This window comes from Micromonospora sp. NPDC023869 (assembly GCF_055559695.1).
Window position 1 is genome coordinate 98400 of the sequence record NZ_JBVHKD010000012.1, and the last position, 21587, is coordinate 119986.

20 protein-coding genes and 3 tRNA genes are annotated in these 21587 nt (G+C 73.3%); 8 read left to right on the forward strand and 15 right to left on the reverse strand.

The window, feature by feature from the left end:
- Positions 1-139: 139 nt before the first annotated feature.
- The 4 genes from ACZ31C_RS26770 to bioB form a co-directional block, all read right to left on the reverse strand.
- Entirely contained in the window at positions 140-1093 is a 954-nt protein-coding gene (locus ACZ31C_RS26770; RefSeq protein ID WP_465797623.1) for a hypothetical protein, read from the reverse strand.
- Positions 1094-1263: 170 nt separating this feature from the next.
- Complete coding sequence (locus ACZ31C_RS26775) at positions 1264-1770, reverse strand: GNAT family N-acetyltransferase (RefSeq protein ID WP_465797624.1); 507 nt, start codon at positions 1768-1770, stop codon at positions 1264-1266.
- Between the two features lie 3 nt (positions 1771-1773).
- The gene (gene bsaP, locus ACZ31C_RS26780; protein ID WP_465797625.1) at positions 1774-1974 is read right to left on the reverse strand and encodes a biotin synthase auxiliary protein BsaP; all 201 of its coding nucleotides are present in this window, start codon (positions 1972-1974) and stop codon (positions 1774-1776) included.
- Positions 1974-2969, reverse strand: coding sequence for a biotin synthase BioB (bioB, locus tag ACZ31C_RS26785; RefSeq protein ID WP_465797626.1), 996 nt, complete (start codon positions 2967-2969; stop codon positions 1974-1976). The genes bsaP and bioB overlap by 1 nt, the downstream gene beginning before the upstream one ends.
- A 197-nt stretch (positions 2970-3166) precedes the next feature.
- Between bioB and ACZ31C_RS26790 the strand changes: the two genes are divergently transcribed.
- A complete protein-coding gene (locus ACZ31C_RS26790) occupies positions 3167-4303 on the forward strand; it encodes an 8-amino-7-oxononanoate synthase (protein WP_465797627.1) in 1137 nt (378 codons plus the stop codon).
- Complete coding sequence (gene bioD, locus ACZ31C_RS26795) at positions 4291-5028, forward strand: dethiobiotin synthase (RefSeq protein WP_350695557.1); 738 nt, start codon at positions 4291-4293, stop codon at positions 5026-5028. Before ACZ31C_RS26790 ends, bioD begins: the two co-directional genes overlap by 13 nt.
- A gap of 11 nt (positions 5029-5039) precedes the next feature.
- Here the strand turns inward: bioD and ACZ31C_RS26800 are convergent, their stop codons facing one another.
- Positions 5040-6200: a cytochrome P450 gene (locus ACZ31C_RS26800; RefSeq protein WP_465797692.1), complete on the reverse strand. Its 1161-nt coding sequence runs from the start codon at positions 6198-6200 to the stop codon at positions 5040-5042.
- Between the two features lie 72 nt (positions 6201-6272).
- Positions 6273-6941: a class I SAM-dependent methyltransferase gene (locus ACZ31C_RS26805; RefSeq protein WP_465797628.1), complete on the reverse strand. Its 669-nt coding sequence runs from the start codon at positions 6939-6941 to the stop codon at positions 6273-6275.
- 176 nt (positions 6942-7117) lie between these two features.
- On the opposite strand from ACZ31C_RS26805, the gene ACZ31C_RS26810 reads away from it, so the two are divergent.
- Positions 7118-8026 carry a hypothetical protein gene (locus tag ACZ31C_RS26810; RefSeq protein WP_465797629.1) on the forward strand — a complete coding sequence of 303 codons (909 nt, stop codon included), beginning with the start codon at positions 7118-7120 and terminating at the stop codon, positions 8024-8026.
- Positions 8027-8185: 159 nt separating this feature from the next.
- Here ACZ31C_RS26810 and ACZ31C_RS26815 read toward each other — a convergent pair whose 3' ends face one another.
- Both ACZ31C_RS26815 and ACZ31C_RS26820 read right to left on the reverse strand, forming a co-directional pair.
- On the reverse strand, positions 8186-8761 hold the full coding sequence (locus tag ACZ31C_RS26815) for a TIGR03086 family metal-binding protein (RefSeq protein ID WP_449944710.1): 576 nt from the start codon (positions 8759-8761) through the stop codon (positions 8186-8188).
- 91 nt (positions 8762-8852) lie between these two features.
- Positions 8853-9455 (reverse strand): TetR/AcrR family transcriptional regulator, encoded by a 603-nt coding sequence (locus ACZ31C_RS26820; protein WP_465797630.1) that lies wholly within the window; start codon positions 9453-9455, stop codon positions 8853-8855.
- Between the two features lie 307 nt (positions 9456-9762).
- Here ACZ31C_RS26820 and ACZ31C_RS26825 point away from each other — a divergent pair.
- The 5 genes from ACZ31C_RS26825 (at position 9763) to ACZ31C_RS26845 (ending at position 14467) form a co-directional block, all read left to right on the forward strand.
- A tRNA-Gly gene (locus ACZ31C_RS26825) sits at positions 9763-9835 on the forward strand.
- 34 nt (positions 9836-9869) lie between these two features.
- Positions 9870-9940: transfer RNA gene (locus tag ACZ31C_RS26830), tRNA-Cys, on the forward strand.
- 17 nt (positions 9941-9957) lie between these two features.
- Positions 9958-10032: transfer RNA gene (locus tag ACZ31C_RS26835), tRNA-Val, on the forward strand.
- Positions 10033-10653: 621 nt separating this feature from the next.
- On the forward strand, positions 10654-13530 hold the full coding sequence (locus tag ACZ31C_RS26840; protein ID WP_465797631.1) for an ATP-binding protein: 2877 nt from the start codon (positions 10654-10656) through the stop codon (positions 13528-13530).
- A 115-nt stretch (positions 13531-13645) separates the two neighbouring features.
- Positions 13646-14467: an AfsR/SARP family transcriptional regulator gene (locus ACZ31C_RS26845; protein WP_465797632.1), complete on the forward strand. Its 822-nt coding sequence runs from the start codon at positions 13646-13648 to the stop codon at positions 14465-14467.
- Between the two features lie 6 nt (positions 14468-14473).
- Here the strand turns inward: ACZ31C_RS26845 and ACZ31C_RS26850 are convergent, their stop codons facing one another.
- Genes ACZ31C_RS26850 through ACZ31C_RS26880 form a run of 7 tightly spaced genes read right to left on the reverse strand, consistent with a single transcriptional unit; the run spans position 14474 to position 21587 of the window.
- The gene (locus ACZ31C_RS26850) at positions 14474-15679 is read right to left on the reverse strand and encodes an NADase-type glycan-binding domain-containing protein (RefSeq protein ID WP_465797633.1); all 1206 of its coding nucleotides are present in this window, start codon (positions 15677-15679) and stop codon (positions 14474-14476) included.
- Positions 15666-16241: a phage tail protein gene (locus ACZ31C_RS26855; protein ID WP_465797634.1), complete on the reverse strand. Its 576-nt coding sequence runs from the start codon at positions 16239-16241 to the stop codon at positions 15666-15668. Before ACZ31C_RS26855 ends, ACZ31C_RS26850 begins: the two co-directional genes overlap by 14 nt.
- Positions 16242-16270: 29 nt before the next feature.
- On the reverse strand, positions 16271-18220 hold the full coding sequence (locus tag ACZ31C_RS26860; RefSeq protein WP_465797635.1) for a putative baseplate assembly protein: 1950 nt from the start codon (positions 18218-18220) through the stop codon (positions 16271-16273).
- Entirely contained in the window at positions 18220-18642 is a 423-nt protein-coding gene (locus ACZ31C_RS26865) for a GPW/gp25 family protein (RefSeq protein ID WP_396751961.1), read from the reverse strand. The genes ACZ31C_RS26860 and ACZ31C_RS26865 overlap by 1 nt, the downstream gene beginning before the upstream one ends.
- 5 nt (positions 18643-18647) lie before the next feature.
- The gene (locus tag ACZ31C_RS26870) at positions 18648-19001 is read right to left on the reverse strand and encodes a PAAR domain-containing protein (protein WP_465797636.1); all 354 of its coding nucleotides are present in this window, start codon (positions 18999-19001) and stop codon (positions 18648-18650) included.
- A 13-nt stretch (positions 19002-19014) separates the two neighbouring features.
- The gene (locus ACZ31C_RS26875; protein WP_465797637.1) at positions 19015-20832 is read right to left on the reverse strand and encodes a VgrG-related protein; all 1818 of its coding nucleotides are present in this window, start codon (positions 20830-20832) and stop codon (positions 19015-19017) included.
- 5 nt (positions 20833-20837) lie between these two features.
- The gene (locus tag ACZ31C_RS26880) at positions 20838-21587 is read right to left on the reverse strand and encodes a CIS tube protein (RefSeq protein ID WP_465797638.1); all 750 of its coding nucleotides are present in this window, start codon (positions 21585-21587) and stop codon (positions 20838-20840) included.

The following is a 21587-nucleotide window of genomic DNA, read 5'->3' on the forward strand; positions in this document are numbered from 1 at the left end:
TCCGGGTCCGCTCCGGCCCGTACCTGCTAACCGCGTCCGCTCCGTCCGTTCGCAGGACGCGGTACCTCGCGCTTACCGTGCAGCGTGTCCGGCGATCGTGGACAGGTTCCGTTCGACAGTGACGGCAACTGTCCACGATTCACGAGTCCGGTCGCCAACCGGCGGCGACGAGGGTGCGGCGGACCGTGTCGGCGACCTGGTCGGGGTGAGCGCGTACCAGCCAGGAGGGAAAGCGCAGGATGCGATCACCCGTCGTCCACACGTCGTTCTGCCGCTGCATGTCCGCCGCCCACTGGCGTACGTCCATGTGGTGCGCCCCGTCGATCTCCACGTGGATCCGCCACTCGCGCCAGTACGCGTCCAGCCAGCGCGTACGACCGGTGGTGTCGGTTCGTCGCTCCTGTAGGTCCGGTGCCGGCAGCCCGGCGCGGCGGCAGAGCCGGACGAAGTCGATCTCGCTGAGCGCCTGCGCGCCACCGGCGATGTCGTCGACGGTCTGCCGGATCAGTCGTCGCCGTGGTGCCCGGGGCAGGACGTCGAGCACGGCGGTGATCTCCTCGGGCAGTACCCGTCTCTGCTGGCACCCGGCTGCCAGCACCTCCTGCGCCGCGCGGGTCGAAGGTGCCCAGCTCGCCGCGTCCACCAGGGCACGTGCCGTGCTGGTCCGGGGCGGCCGGCCGACCTGAAGGTGGTCGGCGGGCAGCAGCGACGTCCGGTGCATCACCACGGCGGCCATGTCGAGCGGCAGTCGGCGCAGGGTGGTACGCCCGGACCGGCGGGTCGACGGTACGAGGACGTGCAGCGGCTCGGGCCGCAGGCCGCGTACTCCGGCCTCGGTAGCTGCGGTGGGACCGGCGAGGACCGCGCCCCGTCCGCAGGCCAGGACGGCCACCCAGAGTTGTTGGGTCCGGGTGAGTCGGCCGTTGCCGGAGAGCAGCAGTCCACGGCCGACGGAGCGCCATCGGCGGGAACGGACGAGCCCCCGTAGCGTGCCCTCGGTCAGTACGGTCAGCGCCTGGGCGGTGGTGAGGACTCCGGCCTGTGCGAAGGCCAACCACTCCAGGGTGTCGGGACGATCATCGGGAACGGGCATCGTCCGACTCTGGGCACCCGATCGGCGGGGCGCCACCGGATTTCCGGCGCTGCGACGGCGGGGATGTTAGGAAGGGTCCCCTGCTATACACGAGGCGTTAGCAGGGGACCCTTCCTTACATCACACCCGCCGCACCCACTGGGAGCGCGAGTGTCGCGGTCCGGGGAAGGTCAGCGGAGTTCGTCGGCGAGCAGGTCCATCAGGAGGCCGTCGTGCCAGCGGCCGTCGGCGCCGCGTTCGTAGCGACGCAGGATGCCGACGGTGCGGAAGCCGACCTTCGCGTACGCGCGGATCGCTGCGGTGTTGGCCGCCGCCGGGTCGATGGCGAAGCGGTGGTGGCCGTGGGCGTCGATCAGGTGCCGGACCAGGGTGCGGATGGCGTCCCCGGCGAGGCCCTGGCCGCGTACCGACGGGTCGAGGAAGATGTCCAGCCCGGCGTGGCGGTAGTCGGGGTCGTTCTCGGCGTACCACTGGATCGCGCCGACCACCCGGTCGTCGTGCTCGACGACGTACACCTCCAGGTCGTCGTCGGCGAGGTCGGCCTCGACGGTGGCGGTCAGGTCGTCGTCACCGCGCCACCAGCGACGCACCTCGGGCTCGGCGCGGATGGCGGCGAGCGTGGGCACGTCGGCGGCGCTCGCCGGCCGCAGGGTCACCGCCTGTCCGCGCAAGGTCATGCCTCAGCCTCGCTGTTCGCCGTGCTCGACGCAGGTGGCGGACCAGCCGACCGGCAGCACCTGCACCTTCATCCGGCGTCGGCATCCGGCGCAGTATCGGGGCGGCTCCAGGGTGCGGGCCGCCGCGCAGCCCTGGTGGTCGCCGACCGCCACGGCCTCGCCGCAGCGGTCGCACCACGTCCCGACCAGCTCGCCCATCGGCATCACAGCGTCGCCGACAGCGCCTTGACCGGCATCTTGAGGTCGTCGAGCAGCTTGAGGTCGTCGGTGGCCGGTCGACCGAGGGTGGTCAGGTAGTTGCCGACGATCACCGCGTTGATGCCGCCGAGCAGACCGTCGCGGGTGCCCAGGTCACCGAGGGTGATCTCCCGGCCGCCCGCGTACCGCAGGATGGTGCGCGGCATGGCCAGCCGGAACGCGGCGATGGCGCGCAGCGCGTCCTTGCCCTCGACCACCGGGCGGTCGCCGAGCGGGGTGCCCGGCCGGGGGTTGAGGAAGTTCAGCGGCACCTCGTGCGGGTTCAGTTCGGCGAGCTGGGCGGCGAACTCGGCGCGCTGCTCGACGGTCTCGCCGAGCCCGAGGATGCCCCCGCAGCAGACCTCCATGCCGGATTCGCGCACCATCCGCAGCGTCTCCCAGCGCTCCTCCCAGGAGTGCGTGGTGACCACGTTCGGGAAGTACGACCGGCAGGTCTCCAGGTTGTGGTTGTACCGGTGCACACCCATCTCGACCAGTTCGTCGACCTGCTCCTGGCTGAGCATGCCGAGCGAGGCGGCGACCTGGATGTCGACCTCGGCCTTGATCGCGGCGACGCCCTCGCGCATCTGCTTCATCAGTCGGGCGTCCGGTCCGCGGACGGCGGCCACGATGCAGAACTCGGTCGCCCCGGTCGCGGCGGTCTGCTTGGCAGCCTCGACCAGCGACGGGATGTCCAGCCAGACCGACCGCACCGGCGAGGTGAACAGGCCGGACTGCGAGCAGAAGTGGCAGTCCTCGGGGCAGCCGCCGGTCTTCAGCGAGACGATGCCCTCGACCTCGACCTCCGGGCCGCACCAGCGCATCCGCACGTCGTGGGCGAGCTGGAGCGTGGCGGTCAGGTGCTCGTCGGGCAGGTTGAGCACCGCGAGGACACCGGCCTGGTCCAGGCCGACGCCACCCTCCAGCACCTGGGTACGGGCCTGGTCGAGGATCTCTGGCATGGCACGTACCCTACAAGGCCGTCCGACGGGCGGAAACGCGTGCGGTCTCGTCCCGGTGACCTCCGGCGAGCCGTACCGCGCCACGCCGGGGCGGCCCGCACGGGTGGTAACTTCGCCCGGCGGAAGCGCCCGGGGCGACGACGTGCGACCGGGCGACGACGCCTGACGGTGGAAACCGGCGGGGGAGGGGCGTGGTGGTGGCGGACTGGCTGGCGGCCCTGGCACGCCGCGCCGACCTGCGGGCGAAGGCGGGGTTGACCCGTCGGCTGCGTCCGCGTACCGCCGACGACGCCGTGGTGGACCTGGCCGGCAACGACTACCTGGGCCTGTCCGCGCACCCCGAGGTGGTCGCCGCGGCGGCGAAGGCGCTCTCCGAGTACGGGCTCGGTGCGACCGGGTCACGACTGGTCCGCGGCTCCACCGACGCCCACCACGCGCTGGAGGACGTCCTCGCCGACTGGATCGGCACCGAGCGGGCGCTGGTCTTCTCCTCGGGGTATCTCGCGAACCTCGGCGCGGTCCGGGCGCTGGTGCGCCCCCGCACGCTGCTGGTCTCCGACGCGCACAACCACGCCAGCCTGATCGACGGGTGCCGGATCTCCGGCGCGGAGACCGTGGTGACCCCGCACGCCGACGTCGACGCGGTCGCGGCGGCCCTGGCCGCAGCACCCGACCGGCCGGCGGTGGTGGTCACCGAGTCGGTCTTCTCCGTCGACGGTGACCTGGCGCCACTGGCCCGGCTGCACGCGGCCGCCCGCGCGCACGGGGCGCTGCTGCTGGTCGACGACGCGCACGCGCTCGGGGTCGTCGGCCCGGACGGGGCCGGTGGGGTGGCCGCCGCCGGGCTGACCGGCGAGCCGGACGTGGTGGTCACCGCCACCCTGTCCAAGGCGCTCGGCGGTGCCGGCGGGGTGGTGGCCGGTCCGGCCGAGTTCGTCCGGCACCTGGTGGAGACCGCGCGGACCTTCATCTACGACACCGCCCTGCCGCCGGCCGTGGCCGCCGGGGTGCACGCCGCCGTGGGGCTGGCCCGCGACGGCGACGCCCTCCGCGCCGACCTGGCCGCCCGCGCCACGCTCGCGGTGGACCGCCTGCGCGCCGCCGGCCTGGAGGTCTCCGCCCCGGACGCGGCCGTCGTCTCGGTCACCGCGCCCGGCCCGGAGGCGGCGAGCGACTGGGCCGCCGCCTGCCGGGACCGGGGGGTGGCGGTGGGCTGCTTCCGGCCGCCCTCCACCCCGGACAGCCGATCCCGGCTGCGGCTCACCATCGGTGCCGGGCCGTCCCGAGCGGACTTCGAGCGGGCCCTGGAGGTCATCGTGGAATGTGCGCCATGACGGATCAGTGGCGCGGACCGGTGCTGGTCACCGGGACCGACACCGAGGTCGGCAAGACGGTGGTGACCGCGGCGATCACGGCCGCCGCGCAGGCGGCCGGGCTGCGGGTGGCGGTGGTCAAACCCGGTCAGACGGGTACGGCCACCGGTGAGCCCGGTGACGTCGAGGCGGTCACCCGGCTCTCCGCCCCGATGACCGCCCGCACCCTGGCCGCCTACCCCGATCCGCTCGCCCCGCTGGCCGCCGCCCGGGTGGCGGACCTGCCGCCGCTGGAGTTGTACAACGCGGTCGACGCGATCCGCGAGGAGGCGGAGAAGCACGATCTGGTGCTGATCGAGGGCGCCGGTGGGCTGCTCGTCCCGATGGGGCTGCGGCCCTCGGGCGAGGCGTGGACGGTGGCCGACCTGGCGGTGTCGTTGGGTGCCCCGGCGGTGGTGGTGGCCCGCGCTGGGCTGGGCACGCTCAACCACACCGCGCTCACCCTGGAGGCGCTGGACCGGCGTGCGGTGCCGGCGGGTGTGGTGATCGGCGCGTGGCCGGCCGACCCGGAGCTGGTGCACTGGGCCAACGTCAGCGACCTGCTGCCGAATCTGCTCGGTGCGTTGCCGGCCGGGGCCGGGGCGATGGACCCGGGCGTGTTCCGGCGGTCCGCGCCGGGCTGGCTGACCCCGGCGTTGTACGGCGTGCTCGACGACTGGCGGGCCTGGGCCGACGAGATCAACTGAGGTCGACGAGATCACCTGAGCGGGGCGCGCGTCACGACCAGGGCGTCCGGCATCCGGAAGGTGAGGTTGTCCGGGTAACGGGGTGCGCGCAGCACGCGGACCCGGGCCAGCAGCGGGGCCGCCTCCGTCACCACGGTCGCGGCCTCCATCCGGGCGAGCTGGTCGCCGACGCAGCGGTGCACGCCCGCGCCGAAGGCCAGGTGTCGGCGTGACCCGCGTTGCCCCGGCCGGAACCCGTCCGGCGACTCCACCACCGCCGGGTCGCGTCCGGCGCGGCCCAGCCAGAGCACGATGCTGGTGCCCGCCGCCACCGCCGTTCCGCCCAGCGTGGTGTCCACGGCGGCGACCCGCCGCCAGGTGACGATCGGCGGCTCCAGCCGCAGCCCCTCCTCGACCACGTCGGCGACCGCCACCGAGCCGTCGCGCAGCCCGGCGAGCACGGTCGGTTCCCCGATCAGCCGGTGCATCAGCAGGGTGAGGAACTGCGAGGTGGTCTCCTGACCGGCGACCAGCAGGAAGAACAGTGCGCCGACCACCACGTCGGGCGGGTGCCCGGCGGCCCGCAGCGACCCGGCCAGCCCGCCGCCGGTGGCCGCGAACTCGCGCAGCACCCGATGGAAGCGACCCACCTCGACCGCGAGGGTCTGCTGCCGGTCGGCGTCCAGCGGTGCCCAGAACAGCTCCAGCGCGGCGCGGGCGAGCTCCTTCACCGCCGCCACCGGCGCGTCGGGCAACTCGACCAGCCGGGCCAGCACCAGCAGCGGCAGGTCGGCGGCGAGCCCGGCGTGCAGGTCGACGGGTACGCCGTCGTCCAGCGCGGCGTCCAGGCCGGTCACCCGTCGACGGACCAGCGCGGCCAACCAGTCACGCTGGTCGGCCACCCGTTTCGGGTGCAGCGCGTCGGCGACCAGCGCACGGATCCCCGGGTGGTCGGCGCCGCCGTTGTTGGCCAGCGTCGGCGGTAACCGGAACCGGTGCGCGGCGAGGACGCGCAGCGCGGCCACCGGGATCGGGGTCACCGCGTCCAGGGCGTTGTCCGGGCGGTACGTCACCGGGTCGGTCAGCACCTGCCGCACCAGCGCGTGCCGGGTCACCAGCAGGTGTTCACCGCCCACGTGGTCCACGACCCGGGCCACGTCGACACCGGCCACGTCGGCCCCGGCCCCGGCCATCGCGACGTCGGCCCCGGCGCTTGCGGTCGCTCCCGGGGCCTGCTCCCAGGCGCGGAACAGCACCGCGTCACGCTAGCGGGCCGTCGACGGCCGTCCCGCGCGCAGCCGCCACACCGTGGTGCGCTTCACCCGTACGCTCTCCAGCGCCTCGCTGACCGGCACGTCGTAGGCGGCCACCTCGTCGAAGCGGTCCCTGGGCAGGAAGGCGCGTCCGGGATCGCCGACCAGCACGGTGGCCCCGGAGCGGGCGGCGCGCAGCAGGAACCGTAGGACCCGGTTGGCCATCGCCTCGCTGTAGAACACGTCTCCGGCGAGCACCACCTCGGCGTCCCCGGCGTCCCGATCGAGGACGTCGCCGAGTTCGGCGTCGACGCGTACCCCGTTGGCCTCGGCGTTGAGCGCGACCGCCGCGACGGCCAGCTCGTCGACCTCCACCGCGCGCACGGCGGCGGCACCGGCCCTGGCGGCGGCGATCGCCACCAGGCCGGAGCCGGAGGCGAAGTCGAGGACCCGCCGGCCGGCGACGAGGTCCGGGTGGTCGGTGACGTACCGGGCGAGGCCCTGGCCGCCCGCCCAGGCGAAGGCCCAGAACGGCGGCGGCCGGTCGCTGCGGAACTCACCCTCGGTCAGCTCCCACAGGCCGATCGGCTCGTCCGCCTGGTGCAGCCGCACCTCGGGTACGAAGGCGACGGGGCCGAGCCGGGCGTGCAACTGGACGAAGGCGGCGGAGAGAGCGGACACCCGGTGATTGTCCATCGTGATCCCGTTCGGCGTGTCGCGGGTGCCGGGTGACCGGTTCAATACCGTACGTGAAAAGGGGCATCTTGCTTCACACCACGTGCGAACACGCCCGTCTACCGGCTGGCGCCCGGCCCTCATAGCGTTGCCGATGGAGGCGACCAACAGGAGGACAGATCGTGAGAAGGCTGTGGCGGAACACGCTACGGATCGGGGTGGTACTGGCCTGTGTCACCGGTGTGCACCTGGCCATGTCCGCGCCGGCACAGGCGGCGTTCGCCACCGAACTCAGCGGCCTGCCGGACCGGTTCACCGCCGGAGGGCGGGTGGAGACGGTCTCTGCCGTGGTGTCCCGCTCCGATCAGGGCGGCTGCATCAAGGTGCGTTGGTCGATGGTGGTCGGTGTGCAGGGCGTCCGGCTGGACCAGGTGCGGATCGACCGGATCGAGGAGAACGGTTCGTTCCCGGTGCAGGTGCGGACCGAGGGCAACGCGGCGCGGTTGACCGACCGGCAGCTCGACCCGGGCACGCTCTGCCCGGGGCGTACGGTGACCGCCCAGTACCGGGTCGCGTTCGCCCGTGACGCCGACCCGGGGCAGGTCCAACTCACCGTCGAGGCGTACGACCAGAACCTGCAGTTGCTGTCCCGCCAGACGGCGAACCGCGACGTGGTCGGCCGAGGGGCGGCCCGCCCCTCGGTGGCGCCCACCCCGACCGAGGTGACCCCGAGCGAGTCGCCCCGGGAACTGGAGCCGCAGCCGACGGAGGACCCGCCGGAGGAGGGGCCGGGGGAGAGGGTCGATGCCGGTGCCGCCGGTGGCGGTGCCGCCGCGCCGGACGCCGGAGCCGCCGGCAACGTCTCGCAGACCGGGGCCGGTCTCGGCCTGACCGAGGTCGCCTTCCTGCTCGGTGGGCTGCTGCTGTTCCTCGGTGTCGGCCTGCTGATGCGGCTGCGGCAGTTGACCAAGGATCCGGAGCCGGTACCCGCCGACGGCGTCTCGGTGAGCGCTGCGGACCGCTGGGAGCGGCAACCCGGGCCACGCCAGCGGTGGCGGACGGTACCCCGTGACGGTGGTCGGCTGGGCTGACCGCTCGCGTACTTCACACACCGGGGGTGCGGCCGGCGCGGGTGATCCCGCGCCGGCCGCCGTACTCGTCTCGCTGTGCGGCGGTCTCGCTGTGCGGCGGTCTCGCTGTGCGGCGGTCTCGCTGTGCGGCGGTCTCGCCGGGCCGGGTGCGGTGGGCGGTTACGGGGCCCAGCCGGGATCGCGGCCGAACGCGGCGATCAGCCGGTCCTGCTCGTCGGCCTGCGGCGGAACGTCGACCCGGTCGTGCACCAGCCCGTTGCTCCGGTAGCCGCCGACGGCGCGACTGAACCAGCGGGCGCACTCGGCGACCGCGTCGGCGTCCATCCTCGGGTCGGCACCGATGGCCACGGCCAGGTCCCACCCGTGCACGAGATGCTCGGCGAGCAGTTGGTGCAGGTACTCCTCGGCGGGCGTGTCGCCGGCCGAGAGGTGCACGGTGCGGTCCAGCGCGCCGGGCGAGGCGGCGGCCAACTCGGCCTGTGCCGCCGCGTCGCGCGCCGCCACGACCGGGTCGTCACCGAGTTGGTCGCCGTCGTAGCGGTCGCCGACCTGCGCGATGGTCCGGCCGGCGAGCAGCGCGACGCTCCAGCGCTGTTCCCCGACGACGTGGTTGACCAGGGTGTGGACGTCCCACCCCGGGCACGGGGTCACCGCCGACCACTGCCCGCCGCCGACCTGTTCCACCCGGTCGGTGAACTCCACCAGGCTGCGCCGGTACACCTCGAGCAGGTCCATGGCGTCATTGTCGTCGTCGTCGGCCGGCTCCGGTGGCGGTTCGCCAGGTGCCGGCGTGCTCGGCGTGGTGTCGAGTGTCGGCGCGGTGGGCTCAGTCGAGCTGCGCGGGATCGAGGCCCAGTTCCCGGGCGGTCACCAGGCGGACCCACTCGGCGAACTGCCGCCGGGAGATCACCCGGTCGTGGACCGCGAGCTGGACCGCCAGGCCGTCCATGACCGCGCTGATCCGCCAGGCCGCACCGGCCGGGTCGGTGCACTCGAAGACGCCCTCGTGGACCCCGTCGGAGATGATCGTGGCGAGGTCCTGCCGCCAGCGCAGGTCCAGCTTGCGGGAGACCTTCTCCAACTCCGGGGTACGCAGCGACTCCGACCACCCGTCGATCCACATGGACCAGGAGGTGGGCCGACCGGCGGGGGTGTAGAGCCGGAGGATGCGGCGGAGCTTGGTCAGCGGTGGGGCACTCGACCGGATCACCGTGTCCAGCCGGGCCAGATCCTGCTCGACCGCGTACGCGAAGGCCTGCGCGAGCAGCCGTTCCTTGGTGGCGAAGTGGTAGAAGACCAGGGCCTGGCTGACCCCGGCGGCCTGCGCCACGTCCGCCGTTCGGGTGTTCGCGAGCCCACGCTGCACGATCACGTCACAAGCGGTGCGCAGCAGGGCATCCAGGCGGATCTCGGCCGCACGTCTCGTCACGCCCGTCACCGTAGCCCATCGAGGCGGACACGGCGTGTCACCAAACCCCTGGTGATCCGGCTTGCGACAGTCGGAACCCGGACACTCGCGACTTGTAGCCCGGGTCGCCTCCCGAGCTGCGGTCCTGCCCTTCGGTGGCCCTCCATCGTCGGTCACGATCGGGAGCATCCAACGCAGGTTCCTAGGAAGCCTGCGGGTCGGGGTCTGTCGCACGCGCCGGAACCGGACGCGCCGGGTGGGGCCCGATTTGGCAACCGTTCCACCGCTCGGCTAAAGTTCTCATCCGTCACCGGAAAACCGGAGACGTGCGGACGTAGCGCAGCTGGTAGCGCATCACCTTGCCAAGGTGAGGGTCGCGGGTTCGAATCCCGTCGTCCGCTCGGAGCTGCCGCCACGCGTGACGGGGGCAACCTCGGTGGGGTGGCCGAGAGGCGAGGCAACGGCCTGCAAAGCCGTGTACGCGGGTTCAAATCCCGTCCCCACCTCGGTGTAACAACAGCACGGGCGATTGGCGCAGTGGGAGCGCGCTTCCTTGACACGGAAGAGGTCACTGGTTCAAACCCAGTATCGCCCACCATCGATAGTCGCAGAGTGAGCGGCCCGCTATCAGATCTTGATAGCGGGCCGATTTCTCGTCGGATGGCCGGTGCGCGTGTTTCTCCCGTACCGACCCCCGGGGCTGCTGACGGTCCTCGTCGCCGGGGACCTCCCTCCATCGCCGCCCGCCGACTGGGCGTCATCCGGCCGGCTCGGCATGACCCGGCGTGCCCCGCCCGGTCTGCGCGCGATGCCGAGCCCGGACATCCGCGCTGCCCGGTCTGCCCCGGACCGGGTCCCGGCGACACAACTTCATGGATGTTGCTGTCTCACGTGCCCCTGGAGGCAGCAACATCCATGAAGTTGCTGCCTCGGCCCGTGTCGGAGGGAGCCCGAGGGTGGTCGGTGGTGACCGGCGGCCCGTCGCCCTCCCGTGGTCGTGTCGCGTCCCCGCGCCGGAGACATCCGGGGACGGTGAGGCGCGGGCGTGCCCGCCGGGGGTGATACGCAGCGCGGATGCGGTTGTGGTGGGAAAAGCGATGCCAGGAAATGCCGGTTACATTCTCGGCGCTCAATTCCTGGTCATGTCGGGCCGTGGCGGTCGGCTAATATGCACCGATGCGCGTCGCTTCGCGATCCATTCTGTTCGGGTGCATTCGCCATGTTTCCAGTTGATCTGCCAACTGTCTGGGCCGGACGGGAAAAGGAACTGTCCGTGCTGCACGCCGCCGCCGAGGCCGCCGGCCAGGGCCGTGGCGCGGTGCTGTGGGTGGAGGGTGAGGCGGGAATCGGGAAGTCTTCCCTGGTCGCGGCCGGTCTCACCGCTGGCGGGGGCGGCGACCGTGAGGTGCTGTGGGGGACCGCGGACCAGTTGTCCCACCGCTTTCCGCTGCGGGTGATGCTGGACTGTCTCCAGGTTCGGCTGCGCTCGCCGGATCCTCGTCGCGCACGGATCGCCGAGTTCCTGCGGGACCGGCGGCCAGGACTTTTCGCCGTCGACGACATCGCCGGTACGGCCACCGAAATGCTCGTGTCGCTGGTCGACGAGTTGTGCACCGACGCGCCCACGGTGCTGGTCCTCGACGACCTGCAATGGGCCGACGAGGCGTCGTTGATGCTGTGGCACCGGCTCGCCCTCGCCGTCGAGGAACTTCCACTGCTGTTGGTGAGCGCGACCCGTCCGGTGCCGACCCGGCAGGACGTTCAGACGTTGCGGGCCGCCACCCTGCGTCGGGGCGGCACCCTGCTCTCGCTCGGCGCGCTCAGCCCGGACGACGTCCGCACGATGACCACCGGGGTCCTCGGTACGCCGCCGGGGCCGGGACTCGACCGTCTGCTCGGGCGGGCCATGGGCAATCCGCTCTATCTGCGGGAACTGCTCGACGCCCTGGCCCGGGAGCAGAGCGCCGGTGCAGTGCCGAGCGGTGGTGAACTCTCCGACGCCGCGCTGGACCGGGTGCCCGCCTCGTTCGCGGCGGCGCTGACCGACCGGCTCAGCGTGGTGTCCGCGGGCACCGCCCAGATGTTGCGGACCGCCTCGCTGCTCGGCGGGGAGTTCGCCGTCACCGACCTTGCCGCGGTGCTCCGCCGGACCGCGTCGGATCTGGCCGAAGGGCTGCAGAACGCGGTCACCGCCGGGATCGTCGTCGGCGTCGGCGACCAGCTCGCCTTCCGACACCCGCTGATCCGTCAGGCGCTCTATGACAGCATGCCGGCCGCGCTGCGTGCGGCGCTGCACTGCGAGGCGGCGCGGACGTTGGCCGGTGCCGGCGCCGAACCGCTGCGGGTGGCCCAGCAGCTGTTGGCGGCCGGTCACACCGGTGACGAGTGGACCCGGACGTGGGTCGTCGAGGCGGCGCCGGCGTTGGCGGCCCGCGCCCCGGACATCGCGGCGGAGCTGCTGCAACGCGAGTTGTCGGTGAGCCCGCTCGACCGTGCGGACCAGGCCGCGCTCTCGGTGGAACTGGCCCGGGTGCTGCTCGACGCCGGGCGCCACTCCGAGGCCGCCGCCCGGGCCCGGTCGGCGTTGACGCTGCCGACCGAGCCGGGACAACAGGCCGAGATGTCCTCGATCCTGGCCCGCACGCTGTTCGGCCAGGGCCGCAACGAGGAGGCATTGCAGGTCCTCGGTACGGCGCTGCGCCGTCCGGGCGTACCGGCGGTGTGGCGAGCCCGCCTGCTGGCCTCGCTGTCGATGGTCAACCGGGCGAGCAACGGCGACCTGGACACCGCGGACAGCACCGCGCGCGAGGCGTTGCGGGTGGGGGAGGAGGCCGGGGACGCCTTCGCCGTCGCGTACGCGTTGACCGACCTGTGGTTGACCCACTCGGTCCGCCGCGACCACGAGGCCGCCCTCGACTACGCCGACCGGGCGCTGGCCGTGCTGGGCGACGCACCCGAATACGCCGACCTGCGGACCTTCGCCTTCGACGGCCGGATCTTCAGCCTGCAGAACCTGGACCGGTGGCCGGCGGCGCAGGAAACCCTGTGGCGGGCCCGTGACCTGAGTCAGCGGGCCGCCGGGCCGGGCCAGGGCGTCTCGACGCTCACCGCCGCGGTGCTGTTGTACTGGCTCGGCCGCTGGGACGACGCGCTCGCCGAACTCGACGTCCTCGGGCGGGACAGCACGACGATCACCTACTCCGGGCTCCGGGAGCGCGGGCCGGCGCTGCTGTGGCACGGTGTCGCCGCGATGATCGCCGGGCGTCGCGGGAACAGCGCCGCCGCGACCGAGCACCTGCGCGCCGGTCTGGAGCTTCCCGTGCGTACCGTCGCCGACCGGGAGAATCGCGATTTCCTGCTCGCCGCGCGGTCGCTCGCCGTCGAGCAGGAGGGGGATCCGGCCCGGGCGCTGGCGGAGCTGTCGGTGGTCCTGGAGCGTGGGCCCGGTGAGATGACCCTGCTCCACCAGTGGGCGCCGGAGCTGGTGCGGCTCGCGGTGGCGACCGACGACGCGGCGGCGGCCCGGGCGGCGGTGGAGTCGTGCCGGGCGGAGACTGCGGCGGAGACCCGGCCGGGGCGGGCCGCGGCGGCCCTGCGCCGGTGTCAGGGGCTGCTCGACGACGATCCGGCACCGCTGCGCGAGGCAGTCGGTTACTACCGGTCGGTCGGGTCGCCGGTGGAGCTGACCGGCACGCTTGAGGACCTGGCGGCGGTGCTGGCCCGACGCGGCTCGTCGGCCGAGGCGAGGACGCTGCTGGGCGAGGCGGTCGACGGGTACGACGGTCTCGGCGCGGTCTGGGACGTGCGCCGGGCCGAGCGGCGACTACGGCGTCTCGGGGTGCGCCGGGGTGTCCGGGGTCCCCGGCCGGCCCGCGCGCAGGTCGGCTGGGAGGCGCTCACCCCGACCGAGGCGCGGGTGACCGCGCTGGTGGCGGAGGGACGGTCCACACCGGACATTGCCCGGGAGATGTACCTGTCGCGGCGTACCGTGCAGACCCACATCTCACACGTCCTCGGCAAGCTCGGCGTCCGGAGTCGGGTCGAGATCGCCCGCGAGGCGCTGCGCCGCGAGGCGGTGTCCGGCGTCGAGCCCTGACCCTCGGACGTCACCGGAATCGGTATGCGTCAACTGACTGATGTCTGCGCGCGGTGATCGGCGCAGCATCGGTGGTGGGCACGGCGACCGATGGGGGACGGAGGAGTTCCGAAAGATGAGGTATTCGAGCCAGCAGCCACTCCGGGGACCGGCGGTCGAGGAACCGGAGCCGCCGACCATCGCTGCACAGCCGTCGGACGCGGGCGCGCCACTCGTGGTCCGCTGCTTCGGCGGATTCCACCTGGAGATGCCGGGGCGGCGGTTGGAGTGGACGACGGTCCGGCCGAGGGTCCGCGCCCTGCTGCGTTTCCTGGCCGCCCACGGTGGTCGGCCGGTACATCGGGAGACCATCCTGACGGCGCTCTGGCCGGAACTGCCGGTCGGGTCCGGCATCCGCAACCTGCACGTCGGCGTCTCCACGTTGCGGGCGTTCCTCGAACCGGGCGTGCGGCGCGGCGAGTCCCGGTTCGTGCGCAGGGACGGCGAGTCGTACCTGCTGGACCTGCCGCGCAGCGCCCGCTGCGACGTGCGCTCGTTCGAGAACGCGGTGGCGGCGTGGCGTCGCAACGTGGGCGCGGGGCAGCGGGGCGTCGCGACGGCGGCCCTGCGGGAGGCCCTCGCCCAGTACGCCGGTGACCTGCTGCCGGAGGACGGGCCGGCGGAGTGGGTGGTGGCCGACCGCGACCGCTACCGCACGCTGGCGGCGGAGGCGGCGGCGACGCTCGCCGCGTTCGAACTGGAGGCGGGCGATCTCGCCGGGGCGGCTGCGGCGGCCCGACGCGGACTGGAGATCGACGGGTTCCGGGACGACGCCTGGCGGGTGTTGGCCGAGGCGCATCAGCGTTCCGGCGACACGGCGGCGGCGGCGCGGACACGCTGCGCGTACGACCGGGTGCTGCGCACACTCGGGGTGCCCGAGTCGGCCCGCGCAGCCTGAGCCCGGTCAGGGGCGGCGGAAGAACTCCACCTCGGCGATGGCGGTACGACGGTCGGCGGCGCTGCCGTAGCTCTCCCGAACGGTGAGGCGTACCCGCACCACGTCGTCGACGACCTGGTGGAAGGTCTGTGGACCGGCCTGGTCGGCGAGCTGGAGCGTCCGGCTCTCCGAGGTGCCGGCGTTGGTCCAGAGCGTCAGTTCCAGCACTGCTGGGCGGGCCTGCCGCAGGAACACGTCGCGCTGCGCCGACACGCCGGAGTGCACGATCAGGTCGAGCAGCCGGAACGGGGAGGCGAAGGTGAGTTCCACGTACTCCCCGCCACCGGCGCCCTCGGCGGCCGGGGCCCAGTAGCTGTTGCTGATCCCGTCGACGACCGCCTCCGCCGGCTGGCCGCTCGCCTGACTGGACGCCTGGACCGACACCGGGCTGATCGGCTGCGGGTCGGCGAGCCGGTCCCGTACGGCGTCACCGGCCTGGGAACCGAACCGTGTCACGCCGTACGCGACACCGGCGAGCAGGGCGACGACGAGCAGCAGCGCGGCGATCCGGCGCACCAGACCGGCGACGCCGGAACGGGGCCGGAACAACCAGTTCAGTGCCCGGACCACGGCTCGACGCAGGCGACGCCACCACGATTCCCGCCCGGACGGGCCGGTCCGGGCGCCGAGCGGGCTCCCGCACCGGCGGCAGAACCTGCGGTCCGGTGGGTTGCCGGTCCCGCACACCGGGCAGACGACATCACCGGCACCGTCCTCGGTCGACGGTGGGCGTTGTCGGACGACGGGCCGGCGAGTCGACGGGCGGGCCGGCTGGACCGCCTCCACCACCTCCGCCGGTTCCGGCGCGGTGGCCAAAGGCTCCGAGTCCCGCCCGTCGGCCGAGGTCGGCGGTGCCTGTTCGGCGGCTGAGGTCGCTGATGCCTGCTCGACGGCCGGGGTCGCCGGTGCCTGCCTGGTGGCGGGGGTCGCCGGTGCCTGCCTGGTCGCCGGGTTGTCCTCGACGGACGCCACCGGAGCGTCGAGCCACGGCGTGAAGTCGTCGGATCGGTCAGCGGTCGTCGGGTCGGTCGGGGGTGCGCTGGAACGGGGCGTGGTCGACGGCCGGACGGGCGGGGGAGCGTCCGCGGACTGTTCCCAGTCGAGGAACGATCCGCAGACGCCGCAGAAGGCGCTGCCCGGTTCGGCCGGTACGCACCGCTCACAGCGCTCCATCGTCGTTCCCTTCCGCCTGCTGCCCGTCGGCGACGATCCGGACCGTGCAGGGCACGTGCGCCGGCCGGTTCGCCTCGACCAGGGCCCGCAGCGCCTCCAGCGGGACCCGGTCCGGCTCGGGTACCCGTACCGTCACGGTCAGGGCGGGCACCGCCGTTCCCGGAAGCGGCCCGCCCGATCTCGACGACCAGGCCGTGCCGCCGTTCTCGGTGATCTCCGGCCAGACCCCGAAGACCATCTGCACCTGCTCCGCCAGGCCCTGTGCGGTACCCCGCACCCGGTGTCGCGCCACCGCACCGGCGACCGCCTCACGGCGCTGCGCCAGCGTCCAGCCCGGCGCCGTCTCGGCCGCCACCCAGCCGGCGAGCCAGTCGACGAAGTCGGCCGGGGCCAGCCGGGGGTCCAGATAGGCGGCGAGGCTGTCCAGCGTCGCGTGCACCGGAGCCAGCACCTCGTCGAAGGCGGCGAGCAGCCGGCCGGCCACCTCGTCCGTCTGATAGATCGCCGGCAGCCGCCGGTCGAACGGATGCGGTGTGCCGAGACCCGCCACCGTGCCGCGCATGGGACATCCCTCTCCGGTCCTGGGCGGACCTAGCGTTCCTCCACCCGGACCTGGTGTTCGTAGGAGAAGGCCAGCGCGTGCGGGTCGAGGTCGACCCGGGACGTGGCCGTGCCGCGCCGGCCGGTGAGCGGGTCGGCGGGGAAGAGCAGCACCTCCTCCAGCAGCGCGACGCCGGGCAGCGGCTGGAGCACCCCGAACAGTTCGCCGGCCTGCACCGGCCGGCCGAACGGCCAGCCCGTCCCGTCCGGCCCGCCGCGCAGCGGGTTGAGATAGCCGTAGAGCGCGTCGAGCACCGCCGTGCGGATCCGCCCGGTCGCCGTACCGGGCCGGGCGATCAGCCGGACCGCCACGGTGACGCCCTGGTAGAAGGGGGGTTCCACGCTCAGGCGTACGCCGATGGGCCGCCGCGCGTCCAGGTGCGCGGCGATGGTGGCGAGCATGTCGTCGGGCGGGATCAGCTGCTCGAAACGGAGTTGCTCCCCCGCGTCCGCGACCGCTTCCGGAACCACCAGCAGGCGTACGCCGCCGGGGTCCGCGCCGTCCCCGGCGGACAGGCAGCGGATCCGGGCCGCAGCCGGTACGGCCTGCCCGGCGATGAGTTCGTAGTCCCGGGCGGTGACCGCCCGGTCCTGTGCCCGCAACTGCACCGGGCCCCGCTGGCGGGCGCTCTGCACCGACTCGCCGTCCACCCCGCCGAGGGCGGCCTCCCGGTTCTCCACCCGGCTGACGTACGGCACCGAGCTGCGCAGCATCGATATCGTGCCCCGGGCCACGTTCCCACGCCGCCCACCGCCGGTGCGGTAGCGCCGGACCCGCAGCCGGGCGCCGTTGGGCGGCACCGCGCCGTAGCGGCGCAGCGTTCCGTCGGGCTCGCGGACCGCCGGCCCGAACTCCACCTCGCCGGTGGTCCGGTCCACGGTCACGCACCGGTCGTCGGGGCCGGTGGCGCCGAACGCGTCCACCTCGGTCCACTCCTGCCAGCCGGCGCCGTCGGAGACCTCGACCACGAACGGTTCGTCGTCGGGGAGCACCGGCGGGCGGGCCACCCGCAGACGCAGGCCCGGCACGCCCTCGGACTCGCCGAGGAACTCACCCACCACCGTCTCGGCGTGCACCGCCTCGACGGTGCCGCCGATGGTGAAGGCGGTGGCGGCCCGGATCGTCGGGGACGCCGAGTAGAACGGCTGGCCGGGCTCGGCGGCGACCAGTCGGCACCGCAGCCAGCCGGCCCGCTGGCCGCCGACGGTGGAGGTGGTGTGTCCGGCCGGTACGTGCAGCACCACGTCACCGGGCCGGTTCAGTCCACCGGTGGAGTCGCTGTCCACCTCGCACTCCGTCCAGCGCGCGCCGTCCCAGGCCTCCCAGCTCACGGGTGGCTGCCGGGGGTCGACGCCGATGCCCTCCACCCGGCTCTCCAGCCGCAGCACCACCACGCAGGACGGGACCGCCGCGTCCAGGCCGAACAGCACCGCGTCGCCGACCGTCGGCGGGGTGCCGAAGCAGGCCACGTCCCGGCCGTCGAGCACCTGGTCGGTGCGGTCGGCGGCCGGACCGTCAGCGGGATGCACGCGCAGGTGGGCCAGCTCGCACGGCACGATCGCCAGGTCGGTGCCGGTGGCGAAGACGATGGCCTCCTCCGTCTCGGTGCGGACCGTGCCGGCCTCGGTCCCGGCCCGCAGCAGCACCGTCTCGGCCTGCGGGGCGGCGAGCCAGAACGTGAGCGCGGCCCGCGCGGCGGTCGGTGGGAAGAGGCGTACGCCGATCAGGTCGAGGAAGGCCAGATAGTTCTTCTCCGGCACCCGGTTCAACCGGTACAGCAGCTCGTCGGTCATCTGCGCGAACGCCTCGACCAGTGTGACGCCCGGATCGGAGACGTTGTGATCGGTCCACTCCGGACAGCGCTGCTGGATGAAGCGTTTGGCGTCGTCGACGAGGTGCTGGAAGCGTCGGTCGTCGAGGTTGGGCGCGGGCAGGACCATCAGTACGTCGCCTCCACCTCGACCGCGTCGTGCGACGGGATCACATAGAACGGGAAGACCAGGTTGCGGGGGTCGTTCGTCCCGCGCAGCACATACCGCAGGTCGATGTAGAGGGTGCCGGCGGTCACCTCGTCGAAGCCCACGAGGACGTCCGTGACCTCGATCCGGGGCTCCCAACGGTCGAGTGCGGCGCGGACCTCGAAGGCGACCTGCCCGGCGGTGTTCTCGTCGGCGGGCGCGAAGACGAAGTCGTGGATCGCGCAGCCGAACTCGGGGCGCATGGGTCGCTCGCCGGGTGCGGTGCCGAGGATGAGCCGGATCGCCTCGACGATCTCCCGCTCCCGGTTGACCAGCGCGATGCCGCCACCGGCGTCGAACCGCAGCGGGAACGCCCACCCGGCGCCGATGAACTGCTCCGCCACGTCGCTCAGCCTCCGATCGAGACGTTCAGGGCGCCGGTCAGGATCGTCGCCGAGCAGGTGGTCCGGTCGCCCACCCGGGCGGCGGGGAAGCCGCCGATCAGCACCAGTCCGCCGGGCCGTGGCGGGCTGGGCATCACCACGTTGCCCGGGCCGAGGGCCAGGTGCGGTGGCGGGACCGGGCAGGTGCACAGGGTGCCGACCACCGCCGCCGGTCGGCCACCGATGAGCACGCTGGCCACGCCGAGCAGGGGACCGGGCGTCGGCGGGGCACCCCCGGGTGGGCCTGCGGCGGGCGGGCCGACGCTTCCGGTGGGTACGCCGTGGCCGATCCTGTCCCCGATACGGGCTGCTGCTGGCATCGCGCTTCCCTCCTCAGTTGATCCGGACGATCCGGCCGGAGATCGATACGCTGCCACCGGTGAGCTTCAGCTCGCCGGCCCCGGCGTCCACCGACACGCCTTGACCGGTGACCGAGACCGGCCCGCGCGACTCGACCGAGACGCTCCCGGTGCCGCGGACGGTGAGGTCGGTCTTGGCCTCGATCACCACGCTGCCGTCGCTGCGGACCACCACCGACGTGCCGGCCCGGTCCAGGTGCACCAGCAGGTTGTCGGTGCCCTTCTGGGTGCGCAGCCGGACCCCCTGCGCCGCGGCGGCGACGGTCGGCCCGTCCAGCAGCTCGATCCAGTTGCCGGTGGTGCCGCCGCCGGTCGCCCGGCCGTTGCGGGAGGCGAACGAGAGCCGGTTCACCGCCCCGCTGGTCGGGTCGACGAGTGGACCGTCGTGCGGCGACGGCTGGTCGACGCCGTTGTAGAGCCCGCCGATAACGTACGGCCGGTCGAGCAGCCCCTGCTCGAACCCGACCAGCACCTCGTCACCGACCTCGGGGCAGCACACCCCGCCGCCGCCGGTCCCGCCCAGTTGCACCGTCCGGACCCAGTCGGTCTCGTACTCGTCGTCCAGCCAGGGGAAGCGGAGCTTGACCCAGCCCCGGTCCCGGCGTTCCGGATGGTTGCGGTCCCGGACGGCGTTGGCGTCGGTGACCACGCCGATGGCCAGCCCCGGCATCCGCGACCGCAGCGCCGTCGGGTTGCCGCCGGTGAGGCCGCTCAGCGACCGGTCCTGGGCGCCGCTGACCGTCAGCCAGGTCTCGTAGAACCGGGCCGGCCCGAAGAGGTGCCGGCTGGCGGTCACGGTGTACTTGCCGACGAACGGCTTCCCGACGCCACTGAGGGTGAACGGCACGCCGGTGCGTAGCAGCGGGTTGCCCCGGACCGCCACCTCGAGTTCGGCGAAGCCGCTCGCCACCTGGGCGGCCAGCGACCGGGAGACGGTGTCGACCTCGGCCGCCGTCTCGTACGGCACGTCGGCGACCAGCATCTCGGCGTCGCCGAACCGCGCCGCCAACTCCCCGGCGGTCACCGGCAGGCTTACCTCGTCGCTGTCGCGCACCCGGGTACGGCCGATCACCGGCTGGCGGGTACGGCGGTCCCAGCCGCGTACCTCGACGTCGGTGAACTGGCCGGCGGAGGTGACAGTGGCGTGCATGGAGAGGACGTTGCCGTTGACCTCCGCCACGAAGTCGCTGCGTTCGGCGGGCGTCTGCGTGCCGGGGGCGGAGGCGGCGCGGACCGGCCGGCGGAACACGAACCGTCCGTCGACCATCGCCACCTCGGCGTCGTTGTCGGCGGCCAGCATCCGGAGGAACTCCCAGTCGCTGACGTTGGGCTGCGCCACCACCTCGTAGACCACGGTGGTGGGATCGATCCGGCCGATCGGCAGACCGGCGAAGCGGGCCAGTTCCCCGGCGATGTCGGACGCCTTCCGGTTGAGATAGCGGGCCACCCGTCGGCCTCGCCGGAGTCGGTGCGACAGGTCCAGGGCCCGGATCGTGGTGTACGTGCCGGTGCCGTCGAACTCCGTCTCGATGGTGATCACCTCGCCGGTGAACAGCGCGGTCTCGCCGTTGCGGTCGCCGGGTCGGACCGCCACGGTCAGCTTCTGGCCGATCGTGATGCCGACCTTCTCCACCATCAGCGAGCCGGGATCGCGGTACCGCAGGGTCGCCACCGCCGGCATGTTGACGCCGTCCTCGACGCAGCCGTACGTCAACTCCTCCGGCCAGGGGGCGGGGATCTCGTCCGTGGGTAGGCCGACCTTGAGCAGGTTGGTCAGGGTTCCGGTGGGCACGTGGGCTACCTGCCTTCCGCATCGGCGCCGGACCCGACGGGCACGCGGGACAGGGCGGTCGGGACCTCGTCGGGGGCGGGCAACAGCAGCTCGGTGCCGGGCGGCAGTCGGCTCGGGTCGTCGAGGTCGTTCGCCTCGGCGATCACCCGCCAGAGGGTCGGGTCCCCGTACTCGCGGTGGGCCAGCAGCGGCAACGAGTCGCCGTCCACCACCCGGTGCACCCGACGCGCCGAGCGGGTGCCCGAGGTGGGGTTCTGGGCGGGCTTGCTGCCGTTGATCTCGGTCAGGTTGACCGCGCAGGTCGCCCGCAACGGGGTGCCGGAGCTGTCGAACAGCGTGTACGTCGCGGTGACCTGACTGACGTACGAATAGAACGAGACGGTCTGGAACTGGCCCCAGGTGAACTTCACCCACGGGGGCGAGGGCGCTTTCGCCGCGATGCTGGCCGTGGTCGGCGTACAGCAGGCCAGCAGGCTCTCCACGCGCTGCTGCACGGTGCGGTTGTGCGTGTCGGTGACGTCGAGGAAGACCGTCAGCGCGAGGTTGCGCGGCTCCGAGCCGGTGAACTCCGGGATGCCGACCTGCTCGGCGCCACGGACCACGTGCGGGATCCAGGAGGCCGACTTGGTCAGCGTCAACTCGTTCGGGTTGAACATGAAGGTGATCGGGCCGCCGAGCGCCCCGCCGGGGCGGTTGCCGCCGCCCAGCGGCGGGTTGTAGCGCTGGAGGAACGCGGAGACCTTGCCGGTCGGCAT